The sequence below is a fragment of the Rhodococcus sp. G6(2025) genome (assembly GCF_058628105.1).
The window spans coordinates 6,770,296-6,782,674 of sequence record NZ_CP179750.1 but is presented as its reverse complement, the minus strand read 5'-3'; the positions used below and the strand labels follow the sequence as shown (position 1 = coordinate 6,782,674).

At 68.2% G+C, this 12,379-nt stretch carries 8 protein-coding genes; 7 read left to right on the top strand and 1 reads right to left on the bottom strand.

Annotation, left to right across the window (positions count from 1 at the left end; all coding sequences use genetic code 11):
• Nucleotides 1-172: 172 nt before the first annotated feature.
• From ACLIVD_RS31400 to ACLIVD_RS31390, 3 genes are all read left to right on the top strand, one after another.
• Nucleotides 173-4,702 carry a non-ribosomal peptide synthetase gene (locus ACLIVD_RS31400; RefSeq protein WP_317568195.1) on the top strand — a complete coding sequence of 1,510 codons (4,530 nt, stop codon included), beginning with the start codon at nt 173-175 and terminating at the stop codon, nt 4,700-4,702.
• 31 nt (nt 4,703-4,733) lie between these two features.
• A complete protein-coding gene (locus tag ACLIVD_RS31395; RefSeq protein WP_317568196.1) occupies nt 4,734-5,510 on the top strand; it encodes an RsiV family protein in 777 nt (258 codons plus the stop codon).
• A gap of 154 nt (nt 5,511-5,664) precedes the next feature.
• Complete coding sequence (locus ACLIVD_RS31390; RefSeq protein WP_317568351.1) at nt 5,665-7,287, top strand: flavin-containing monooxygenase; 1,623 nt, start codon at nt 5,665-5,667, stop codon at nt 7,285-7,287.
• A gap of 74 nt (nt 7,288-7,361) precedes the next feature.
• Here ACLIVD_RS31390 and ACLIVD_RS31385 read toward each other — a convergent pair whose 3' ends face one another.
• Nucleotides 7,362-7,868, bottom strand: a complete 507-nt coding sequence (locus tag ACLIVD_RS31385) for a hypothetical protein (RefSeq protein ID WP_491931206.1) — start codon at nt 7,866-7,868, stop codon at nt 7,362-7,364.
• A gap of 226 nt (nt 7,869-8,094) precedes the next feature.
• Between ACLIVD_RS31385 and ACLIVD_RS31380 the strand changes: the two genes are divergently transcribed.
• The 4 genes from ACLIVD_RS31380 to ACLIVD_RS31365 all read left to right on the top strand — a co-directional run bounded on the left by ACLIVD_RS31380 (nt 8,095) and on the right by ACLIVD_RS31365 (nt 12,370).
• The gene (locus tag ACLIVD_RS31380; protein WP_491931205.1) at nt 8,095-9,255 is read left to right on the top strand and encodes a 3-ketosteroid-9-alpha-monooxygenase, oxygenase component; all 1,161 of its coding nucleotides are present in this window, start codon (nt 8,095-8,097) and stop codon (nt 9,253-9,255) included.
• A gap of 28 nt (nt 9,256-9,283) precedes the next feature.
• Nucleotides 9,284-10,465, top strand: a complete 1,182-nt coding sequence (locus ACLIVD_RS31375) for an acyl-CoA dehydrogenase family protein (RefSeq protein WP_112300073.1) — start codon at nt 9,284-9,286, stop codon at nt 10,463-10,465.
• A gap of 37 nt (nt 10,466-10,502) precedes the next feature.
• Nucleotides 10,503-11,408, top strand: coding sequence for a biphenyl-2,3-diol 1,2-dioxygenase (bphC, locus tag ACLIVD_RS31370; protein ID WP_016882565.1), 906 nt, complete (start codon nt 10,503-10,505; stop codon nt 11,406-11,408).
• Nucleotides 11,409-11,578: 170 nt separating this feature from the next.
• Nucleotides 11,579-12,370 carry an IclR family transcriptional regulator gene (locus tag ACLIVD_RS31365; protein WP_491931204.1) on the top strand — a complete coding sequence of 264 codons (792 nt, stop codon included), beginning with the start codon at nt 11,579-11,581 and terminating at the stop codon, nt 12,368-12,370.
• The last annotated feature ends 9 nt before the right edge of the window (nt 12,371-12,379 follow it).

Below are 12,379 nucleotides of genomic sequence, written 5' to 3'. Positions count from 1 at the left end.
GGGCACCTCCCCGAATTCGGAGGGTAGGCGGGTACGCACCCTGGGGTGCCTGGTGAAGGCGGTGCGGGGCGAGGAGGCTGATGGTTGGTGCCATAGCAGTCGCCGATTCGACATCCGCGACGACTCTGCGCAGTGGGGTGGTGGAGTGCAGAGCGCAGCCTGAGGGGGAAAGATGAATTTCGATTTCGATTCGCAGCAGCAATCCGGCGGCACGGCGTGCGCTTGCCCGGAAAGGCCCGCGCCCGTCCGGCCCGACGTCGCCATCGTGGAACGCCCGCTCGGGCGCCCGGCGCGAGTGGCCGTGGGAGCCTTCCCGCTGACCGCGGCGCAGCGATCCATCTGGTTCGCGCAACAGCTCACGCCGGAGATCCCGTACGTCATCGCCCACTACGTCGATCTGCGCGGTCCGGCCGACCTTGCCGTTCTGTCTGAAGCCACCCGGCGCGCGAATCGCGAATTCGGCTGGGGAGCGGTGCGCCTGGTGGACATCGACGGGCAGCCGCATCAGGTCGTGGACCCAACCGTCGACGACCGAGTGCCCACCACCGACCTTCGCGGCGAGGGCGATCCCGTGGACGCTGCCCACCGCTGGATGCGGAACGACCGGAGCGCTCGCACCGACATGTACGACGGACCGCTCCTCGTCTCGCGCATTCTGCAGCTGGGCGACGATCACTACTACTGGTACTCCCGCGCTCACCACATCGTGTCGGACGGGTACGCCGCGATGATGCTGATGAGCCGCACGGCCGAACTGTATGTCGCCGCCATCGAGGGCAGGGAGCCGCCGGACAGCCGGATCGTGGGGCCCGAACGTCTCGTGCGGGAGGACGCGACCTACCGTGCCTCGACCCGGTTCGCCCGGGACCGCGACTACTGGCGCGAATCCGGCGGCGACCTGACTTCGGTCCTCAGCCTCAGCGGTCGCACGGCGCGACCGGACATCGACGCCCGGACGGCGACCGGGCACCCGAGCCCGAGCAAGAGCTCACGGAATTCGACGGCGGTGACGGTCGCCGCCTTCGCCTCCTACCTCGCCAGGATGACCGGCGTCGACGACGTGGTCCTGTCGCTTCCGGTGTCGGCGAGAACGACGGCCCGCCTCAGGTATTCGGGCGGTTCGGTCTCCAATGTGATTCCGCTGCGGCTGAAGGGAATCGGCTCTGTCACCGTCCGTCAGGCGGTCGGAACCGCCGAGGCGGCGTTGACAGCGGCACTGCGGCATCAACGCTACCGCCGCGAGGACATCGGCCGGGACCTCGCCACGGGCGGTGTCGAACTCCTGCATTTCGGTCCGGTGGTCAACGTCATGATGTTCACGAAGGAGATCACGCTCGGCGCCGTGAACGGGACGGTCCGGGTACTCACCACCGGTCCCGTCGCGGACCTCGCCGTCAACATCTATCCGGGGGCAGAGGGCAGCGCCGCCCGCATCGACTTCGAGGGAAATCCGGCACTGTACGACCACGCCGAACTGACCGGACATCACGCGCGTTTCCTCGCCTACCTCGACAGGTTCACCGCGTCGATCGAGTCGGAACGACCGGTCGCCGACCTCGACGTCTTCCTCGCCGGCGAGCGCGGAGAATTCGCTCCCGCGCAGGGACTTCCGGATGCCGACCCGATCACACTCGACCGTCTCCTCGCGGGGACCGTCGCCGACCACCCGGAGGCGATCGCGATCCGCGACCGCGGACGCGAACTGTCCTACGGTGACCTGGACCGGATCGCCGGCCGGCTCGCCCGGCTCCTGACCGGCCGGGGCATCGGACCCGAGAGCATCGTCGCGGTCTCCATCCCGCGGTCTCTCGAGTCGGTGCTGGCGTTGTGGGCCGTCGCGAAGGCCGGCGCCGCATACGTTCCGATCGATCCCTCGCACCCGAGCGCTCGCATCGCGTACGCCCTGGACGATTGCGGTGCGACAGTCGGGCTGACCGTCCGCTCGGAGCGCGCCCGACTGCCCGGCACCGTCGCATGGCTGACCACGGATATCGACGAACTCGAAAACCTCTGTGAGGAAACCCTCCCCGGTGCGGAACGGACCCGTCCGCTGCTCGTGGACCATCCCGCGTATCTGATCTACACGTCCGGGTCGACGGGAGCGCCGAAGGGCGTCGTCGTCACCCATCGCGGCCTGGCCAACCTCGCCCAGGAGATTCGGGACAAGTACGCGGTGACCGCGCGTTCTCGTGTCCTGCATTTCGCCTCGCCGAGCTTCGACACCGCGCTCGTCGAAGTGCTCGCGGCCTGTGTCGGCGGCGCGACGCTCGTCGTGACCCCGCCCGGGGTGTTCGGCGGTGAGGAACTGTCACGACTGTTGCGCGACGAACACGTCACCCACCTCCTGACGACGCCGTCCGCCCTGGCCGCCGTCGACTCCTGCGTCATGGACGAACTGGAGTTGGTGCTGGTCGGAGGGGAAGCGTGTCCGCAGGAGCTGGCGCGGCGGTGGGCCGGTGGCCGGACCATGCGGAACGCGTACGGTCCGACGGAGACGACGTGCAGCGTCACTCTCACGGATCCTCTGTCACCGGACGAGCGGATGACGATCGGCTCGCTCATGCGCGGCGTGGACGCGGTGGTTCTGGATCACCGTCTGCGTCCGCTTCCGCCGGGTGCTGTCGGAGAGCTCTACCTCGCCACCCCGGCACTCGCCCGGGGTTACCATCGGCGCCCCGGGCTGACCGCGTCCCGGTTCGTCGCCGACCCGTTCGGTCGCAGCGGCTCCCGGATGTTCCGCACCGGCGACGTGGTGCGCTGGACGGCGGCAGGAACGCTCGAGTTTCTGGACAGGGCGGACGACCAGATCAAGATCCGAGGTTTCCGTGTCGAGCTGGGCGAGATCAATGCCGCGCTGAACACGCATCCGGGCGTCGCGTTCGCCGCGACGGTGGTGCAACGGAATTCGGCCGGAGATCCGACCCTGGTGTCCTACATCATGGCCGACGGGGACGCGTTCATCGATCGCGAGGCGTTGAAGGCGCACCTGGCACGATTCCTGCCCGACTACATGGTTCCGAAATCGATCATGCTCGTGAACTCGATCCCGTTGACGCCGACGGGGAAGCTCGACCGGGCGGCGCTCCCGCTGCCGGAGTTCGGCTCGGATTCGGTGCCTCATCGTGACCCGGAGACCCCGGCCGAGCGCCGCGTCGCACGGGTGTTCGCCGCGGTACTCGGCGTGGATTCGGTCGGCGCCGACGATTCCTTCTTCGATCTCAGCGGCGATTCGCTGTCGGCCATCCGGGTGGTCGCGACGATCAACGCCGAGCTGGGCACCACGCTGGGCGTGCGCGAACTCTTCGATGCACCGACGGTCGCGGCACTCGCGCGGACGGTCGCGGAGGCGGCCGCACAGCCGCAGAACGCGGGGCGGTCCCTCGGACCCAAGTTGGGTGCCGCACCACTGCCGGACCGGGTGCCGCTGTCGCCGTCGCAGTACTTCATCGACCGCACCGTCGTGGAACCCGCGCTCCACAACATCCCGTTCACGGTACGAGTACGCGGTGCATTCGACGTCGAGGTGCTGCGCTCGGCGATGGCGGATGTGCTGGGCCGACACCGCTCGCTGCGGACGGTGTTTCCCGACTCGCCGTCGGGGCCGTACCAGCGTGTGCTCGACGTGGCCGATGCGTTGCCCGACCTGACTCCGGTGGAGACCGGCGCCGCGGACGTGAAAGCGCAGACGTCGGAGCTGCTGTCCGCGGGATTCGACGTGCGGCGCGAGCCTCCTCTGCGCGCCCGGCTGTTCCGGCTCGGCGACGGCGACCACCTTCTGGCCTGCGTCGTCCACCACATCGCCGCCGACGGCTGGTCGCTCGCGCCGTTGGCACGAGATCTCGCCGACTCCTACCGTGCCCGGGCGAACGGCAGTGAGCCCGCATGGGAGCCGCCGACCGTGCACTACGCCGACTACACGGTGTGGCGCCGGGCCCTGCTCGGTGACGAGAACGACCCGGACAGCATCGCGTCCCAGCAGATCGCCCACTGGACGAAGGAACTGTCGGGACTTCGGGGGGAGCTCGCGCTGCCCACCGATCGCCCCAGGCCGCGCCGGTGGACCTACCGAGCGGGACGACTTCCGTTCTCCCTCGACGAGCATGCGCACCGAGGCCTGCTGGCCACCGCGCACGAGCACCACGCCAGCCTGTTCACGGCGCTCAGGTCGGCGGTGGCGGTCCTGCTCGCCCGCGTCAGCGGCGACCCCGACATCGCGATCGGTACTCCGATCGCGGGCCGGGGAGACCCGGCGCTCGACGACGTGGTGGGGATGTTCGTGAACACGCTGGTTCTGCGCACCCGGGTGGACCCGACAATGACGCTGTGCGACATCGTCGATCGGTCACGCGGCGTGGAGCTTCGGGCGCTGGCAAATGCCGACGTGCAGTTCGAGCGACTCGTCCAGGTGCTCGACCCGCCGAGGTCGCCGTCCCTGCACCCGCTGTTCCAGGTTGCGCTGTCGCTGAACAACTTCGCTCCCGCGGCCCTGAACGTGTCCGGGCTCGACTTCGAGGTCACACCCCGTCCGCTCGACATCGCCAAGTGCGATCTGCACTTCCACTTCACCGAACGTCACGACGTCGACGGGAGGCCCGCCGGAATCGATGCCGAACTGGTGTATTCCGCCGACCTCTACGACGCGTCCACCGCACAGGGTTTCGTCGACACGCTGCACACCATCGTCGACCCGATCGGTAGGTGACCCCGCGGAATCGACGTGGTAGAGATAGCTCATGAGCGGCATCCGGAGATCTGGTCGGGCAGCGGCGCTCGTTGCGGTCTTCCTCCCCATGGCCGCCTGCTCCGACCAGACGGGCACCGCAGTGAGCGAGCCGCCGACAACGACGACCGTCACCGCCGCGGACACGCCCGGCACCGAGGCGACCACGCCCGCGGGCCTGCCCTACACGGAGACCGAGCTCCAGGTCACGGGTTCCACCGGCCGCGTCGGCTACGACGTCCTCATCCCGCAGATCGAGGGTGGAAATCCGGCGGTCACCGCCGAGTTCAACGAATCGATGCGCGCCGCACTCCAGGACCAGATCGACGGCTGGGGCACCGACGCCTTCACGCTGAGCAGCCAGGAGCACAGCGTCGCGCACATCGGCGAGCACGTGATCAGCGGGCTGCTGGTGACGTCGTGGAACGCCGACCCACCCGGTGCGCATCCGACACCGATCGTCGCGACGGTGGTGGTGAATGCCGATACGGCCGCGCCGATCACGCTCGCCGATCTCTTCCCCGACCTGCCGGCGGGACTGCAGGCGCTGTCGGACGAATCCGCGCGCCTGCTCCCCGCGACGGTCGCGGGACCGGACTTCGAGCGCAGCGGCATCGAGCCGACCGAGGCGAACTTCGCCAACTGGCTGGCCACCCCGGCAGGCATGGAGATCCATTTCAACGATTACCAGGTGGGACCGCACGCCATCGGACTCGTCACTGTCACCGTGAAGTGGGACGCCCTGGCCGACGTGATCGACCCCGCTCTCGCTCCCGTCGTGTCCAGTTAGGCGCTGCCCGACCGCTCACCGGGAACGAACCTGTGGCTGCCCGGTGCCGCAACCTACCGTCCCAGACAGGCCTTTGCTGCCGAATGTGTCTGTCGAATGGGAGAGGAGCGCGCCCGTGAGTGCACGCACCGAAGTTGATGCTCGTGCGAATCGGATCGGCGACGTGGACGCGGTTGTCGTCGGCGCGGGATTCGCGGGACTGTACGCCGTCCACAAGTTGCGGAGCCTGGGTCTGACCGTCCAGGGCGTGGAGGCGGCGGGAGGCGTCGGCGGAACGTGGTTCTGGAACCGCTATCCCGGCGCCCGGTGCGACGTGGAAAGCGTCGACTATTCGTACTCGTTCTCGCGGGAACTCGAGCAGGAGTGGGACTGGAGCGAGAAGTACGCCACCCAGCCCGAGATCCTGGCGTACATCAATCACGTCGCGGACCGGTTCGACCTGCGCGACCGTTTCCTGTTCGGCACCCGGGTCACCTCCGCGGAACTGGACGAGGAGTCGCTCCGGTGGGAGGTGCGCACCGACCGCGGCGACGTGCTGTCCGCCCGGTACTGCATCTTCGCGACCGGCGCGCTGTCCACCGCGAACATGCCGAACATCGCCGGCCGTGAATCGTTCACCGGGGACACACATCACACCGGACAGTGGCCGCACGAGGGTGTCGACTTCACCGGCAGACGGGTCGGGATCATCGGCACCGGTTCCTCGGGAATTCAGTCGATTCCCCTCATCGCCGAGCAGGCCGAGCACCTGTACGTATTCCAGCGCAGCGCCAACTACAGCGTCCCGGCGGGCAACCAGACGTGGGACGACGAGATGCGGCGCGCGATCAAGGCGGGATACGACGAGCGCCGACGGCTGTCCCGGGAAAGCGGTGGCGGCTCGCCGTACAACGCACATCCGAAGTCGGCGCTGGAGGTCTCCGACGAGGAACGTCGCGAGGCCTACGAGACGCGGTGGAAGCTCGGCGGGGTGCTGTTCGCGAAAACCTTTCCGGACCAGACGAAGACCGAGGCCGCGAACGCGACGGCACGCCAGTTCGCCGAGGAGAAGATCCGCCTGCTCGTCGACGACCCCGCCGTCGCGGACAAGCTGATCCCGAACGATCACCCCATCGGGACCAAGCGGATCGTCACCGACACCCACTATTTCGAAACGTACAACCGGCCGAACGTCACCCTGGTGGATCTGAAGGCGGCGCCGATCGAAGCGATCACCCCGTCGGGGATCACCACCGCAGACGCCGACTACGCCCTCGACACACTGGTGTTCGCCACCGGATTCGATGCCATGACCGGCGCCCTCGACCGCATGCGGATCGTCGGGCGCGGCGGTGTGTCGCTTTCCGAGTACTGGAGTGAGGGGCCGAAAACCTATCTCGGTCTGGGTGTTCCGGGGTTCCCGAACCTGTTCGTCGTGACGGGGCCGGGAAGTCCGTCGGTGCTGGCGAACATGGTGCTCGGCGCCGAACAGCACGTCGACTGGATCGCGGACTGCATCGAGCACCTGTGGGAGAAGGACCACGACGCGATCGAGGCGTCCGTCCCCGCCACCGAGCAGTGGGTGGAGCACTGCCGTGAGCTCGCCGCGCAGACCCTGTTCCCGTTGGCGAACTCCTGGTACATGGGCGCCAACATTCCGGGCAAGCCCCGCGTGTTCATGCCGTACCTCGGGGGCTTCGGCGCGTACGGGCGGATCTGCGCGGACGTCGCGGAGGAGGGGTTCCGCGGTTTCGAGTTCAGCCGGTCCCGGACGAGGCTGGCCGACCCGGTGGGATAGTTTCCCCGACATTGGTCAGCCGCGCAGGCAATTGCCTGCGCGGCTGACCATTTCGTGGGAGAACGGAGTCGAGCTCAGTCGGGCAGCGCGTACGTGGCCCACGCCTGAGCGAGCACCTCACCGCCCCGCGTGCACGCGACGGTGACGTCCGCCATTCGTGCGCCGTCCTGGACGTACGTCTGTTGCAGCGACGAGGAGAAGTCCGCACCGGACGGCACGGCCCGCCGGATGCGGGTGCGGAACCTGCGGAGGGCACCGGGGAACTGCTCGGCGCAGTAGCGCTCCATCAGGTCCACCGCCTGATCGTCGGGCGTGACGGTCCCGGTGAAGCTGTTCGTCCAGAACTCGAAGACCAGCTGTTCGTCGCGGTTGCGGAAGCGGACGAGCAGGTCGTGGTCGCCGACCCTCCGGACGTGCGCGGAGAGGACGTCGTCCGACGTCCGGTGCGGTCGTAGCAGGAGGAAGTCCTGCTCGACGGCCGTTCCCGGTTCGGGTGCGACGACCACCCCGCTCGGGACGGCGTCGGCGCAGAGCCGGCGAATCTCCGCTGTGTGCGACTGCGAAGAGATGAGTGCGGCCATCGTTCCTCCCAATTCACGGGTGTGTGATCCGCACGGTAGTCGCCGAGGCCGGTAAACGGGGGGTGTGGTCCCTGTGATCGGGACGCCGACGTACCGCCGCGGCGGGTGGATGCGAAAGCCTCTCGCTGAGTGGGAGAGTCGGGTACCGCAGCGGACCGCGTGCGCCGACTATGAGCTACACCACACCCCGAGGGTGTTCTTGACGTACAGCGAGGCGGAGGTAGACATGGCGCGCAACAGTGCCGTTGACGGCGACGAAGTCCGGATGATCGAAGTGGGATCGGCACCAACGCGTTTCGCGCGCGGGTGGCATTGCCTGGGGCTGGCGAAGACCTTCCGGGACGGCGCCCCGCATCAGATCGATGCGTTCGGGACGTCGCTGGTGGTGTTCGAGACGTCCGACGGGACCCTCAGTGTGCTCGACGCCTACTGCCGCCACATGGGCGGCAACCTGGCGCACGGCACCGTGAAGGGCGACTCCATCGCGTGCCCGTTCCACGACTGGCGCTGGGGCGGCAACGGCAAGTGCACGGGAATCCCGTACGCGCGACGCGTCCCGCCGCTGGCGCGGACCCGGGCCTGGACGACCATCGAGCGCAACGGGCAGCTCTACGTGTGGAACGACCCGCAGGGCAACCCGCCGCCCGCCGACGTGACGATTCCCGGGATCGAGGGATTCGGCTCCCCGGAATGGACCGACTGGACCTGGAATTCGCTGCTCGTCGAGGGCTCGCACTGCCGCGAGATCGTCGACAACGTGGTCGACATGGCGCACTTCTACTACGTCCACTTCTCGTTCCCGCGCTACTTCAAGAACGTCTTCGAAGGGCACGTGGCCACTCAGTACATGCAGTCGACGCCCCGCCACGACATCTCGGTGGGCACCAGCTACGACGACCCCAACTCCACGCTGCGCTCGGACGCGTCGTACTTCGGCCCGTCCTACATGATCGACAAGCTGTGGAGCGAAGCGAACGGCATGATGATCGAGACGGTGCTGATCAACTGCCACTACCCGGTCAGCGCCGATTCGTTCGTCCTGCAGTGGGGCGCCATGGTCAAGAAGCCCGAGGGGCTGACCGACGAGGTCGCGAACGGCATGGCTGCCCAGTTCGCCGAGGGCGTGGAACTCGGATTCAAGCAGGACGTCGACATCTGGCTGAACAAGTCGCGCATCGACAACCCGCTGCTGTCGGAGGAGGACGGTCCGGTGTACCAGCTGCGTCGCTGGTACCAGCAGTTCTACGTGGATGTCGAGGACATCACCGACGACATGACCAAGCGCTTCGAATTCGAGATCGACACCACCAGGGCGGTGCAGAGCTGGGAGGCGGAGGTCGCCGACAACCTCGCCAACGGCGTCGTGCCGCTCGACACCATCGCCTGAGCCGGCACCGAGAAGAAGGACACGACAGATGACCCACGAGGTTCTCGACAACATCATGGCGATCGCGGATCAGCTCCGCGATCAGGCCCCCGAGGCCGAGCGGATCGGCCGGCTGCCCGACGACACGGCGAAGAAGCTCCGCGAGGCCGGACCGATCAAGCTGCTCCAGCCCGGCAAGTACGGCGGCTACGAGTCTCACCCCCGCGAGTTCGCGGAGACGGTGATGGCCGCCGCGTCCCTCGACCCGGCGACGGGCTGGGTGTGCGGCATCGTCGGCGTGCACCCCTGGCAGCTGGCGTTCGCCGACCCGAAGGTGCAGGACGAGGTGTGGGCGGCCGACAACGACACCTGGATGGCCTCGCCCTACGCGCCGACCGGGATCGCGACCCCGGTCGACGGCGGCTATCTCTTCAGCGGACGCTGGCAGTTCTCCTCGGGAACCGATCACTGCGACTGGATCTTCCTCGGCGCGATGCTCGGCGACAAGGACGGCGCGATGGCCCTGCCGCCGAAGATGCTGCACATGATCCTGCCGCGCAGCGACTACGAGATCGTCGAGGATTCGTGGAACGTCGTCGGGCTCAAGGGCACCGGGTCCAAGGACATCATCGTCCGGAACGCCTTCGTACCCGACTACCGGGTGATGGACGCCGACGAGGTCATGAACGGCACCGCGGTGCAGAAGTTCGGGCGCACCGAGACGCTGTACAACATGCCGTGGTCGACGATGTTCCCGCTCGGAATCTCCTCCGCCGTGGTGGGAATCGCGGAGGGCGCCTTGGCCGCTCACCTCGACTACCAGCGCGACCGCGTCGGCGCGCAGGGCACTGCGATCAAGGACGACCCCTACGTGCTGTTCGCGGTCGGCGAGGCCGCGGCCGACATCAATGCCGCTCGCCAGGAACTGCTCGCCAACGTCGACAGGATCTGGGACCTCGTCGAGTCGGGCAGAGAGGTCACGTTCGAGGACCGCGCGGCCGGGCGCCGGACGCAGGTGCGTGCCGCGTGGCGTGCGGTCACCGCCGTGGACCAGATCTTCGCCCGCTCCGGCGGCAACGCGCTGCGCATGGACAAGCCGCTGCAGCGGTACTGGCGGGACGCGCACGCCGGGCTGGCGCACGCCATCCATGTGCCGAGCACCGTCTACCACGCCTCCGCGCTCAGCTCGCTCGGCCTCGACCCGGCCGACAACCTCAAGTCGATGATCTGACCGCCGTCGGACCTCGAAAACAGCAGAAGGACAACACATGACAGACATCAAGGGGCTTGGCTACGTCAAGATCCAGACCAACGACCTGGAGCGGTGGCGCACGTTCGCGTTCGACGTGCTCGGATTCGCCGAGGGATCGGGCCCGGACGAGGACGCCCTGTACCTCCGCATGGACGAGCGCGCGGCCCGCATCGTGATCGTGCCGGGCGAGACGGACGAGGTCGTCACCATCGGGTGGGAGGTCCGCGATCATGCGGGCCTGGTCCGTGTCCAGGAGGCGGTCGAGGGCGCCGGAATCGCCGTCAAACCGCTGTCGGTGGAAGAGGCCGACGCCCGCCGCGTCGAAGAGGTCGTCACGTTCCAGGATCCGACCGGTGCGACGATCGAGATCTTCCACGGCGCCGTCCTCGACCACAGCCCGGTGGTGACCCCGTTCGGCGCGAAGTTCGTGACGGGGGCGCAGGGTCTCGGCCACGTGGTGCTGCCGGTGATGGATTTCAGCGGGGCGTTCGACTTCTACACCGAGGTGCTCGGCTTCCTGCCCCGCGGCGCCTTCCGCATCCCGGCACCGCCGGAGTTCGGTCCGATGCGGGTGCGCTTCCTGGGCGTCAACGAGCGGCACCACAGCCTGGCGCTGTGCCCCGCACCGCACGGCGGGGCGCCGGGACTGGTGCACATCATGGTGGAGGTCGACACGCTCGACGCCGTCGGGCAGGCGCTCGACCGCGTCGTCAAGGACGGGTTCTCCGTCTCCTCGACCCTCGGCCGCCACACGAACGACAAGATGGTGTCGTTCTACGTGCGTGCCCCCGGCGGCTGGGACATCGAGTTCGGCACCGAGGGCATGAAGGTGGACGAGAAGTACTACTCCGCGGAGGAGATCACCGCCGACAGCTACTGGGGCCACGACTGGTCCGGAAGCGAGCCGCTGGCGGCGATGTAAGGGGTGTCCGGGCCCGGTGTGCGTATCCACTCGATGCGTGCACCGGGCCTGTGGGCTGTTCGGGGCCGTTCGGCCAGCACTATTGCAAATAGGTATATGCCTATTTATAGTAAGTGTCGCCAGTCACACACCGCGTCGCCGCACCGAGCAGCGCCGCTACGGAGGTCCCCATGACGACGACACTCAGCCCCACCCCCACCGCCGGCCTCGATCGCGCCGCCCTTCTCCTCGACGCCTTCGACGGCCCGGGCAGGCTCACGCTCGCGCAGATCGTGCGCCGCACGGGGCTTCCGCGCTCCTCCGCGCACCGGATGCTCGAACGTCTCGTCCAGCTGCGGTGGCTCCGCCGGGAAGGCCGGGACTACGAACTCGGCATGCGGCTGTTCGAACTCGGGTCGCTGGCCGTGCACCAGGACCGTCTGCACCGGGCCGCCCTGCCGTTCCTGCACGAACTCCACCGGCTCACCGGGCACGCCGTGCACCTCGCGGTGCTCGAGGGGATCGACGTCGTCTACCTGGAGAAGATCGCCGGACGGTTCGGCGTCGGGTTGCCGTCCCGCGTCGGCGGCCGCCAGCCCGCGCACTGTACGAGTGTCGGCAAGGTGCTGCTGGCCCATTCGCCCGAGTCCGTGGTCGACCGCGTCGTCGAAGCGGGTCTGCCCCGCAGCACACGATTCAGCATCGACTCGCCCGCGGCGTTCCGTGCCGAGTTGCAGAAGACCCGCGAACGCGGAGCGGCGTACGACCGGGAAGAGGATCTCGTCGGCGTCAGCTGCGTCGCCGTGCCGGTGGGTACCGACGACAACGTGGTCGCGGCCATCTCCGTGTGCGGTCCGAGCAGCCAGATCAAGCTCGATCACCGCCTGACCGCGCCGATCCGCATGTCCGCCAAGGGCACCTGGCGCAACTACATGGCGACCGCGACGCCGGCCGTCGGCCGCGCCGACCGATACTCCGCCTGAGGCGGGACG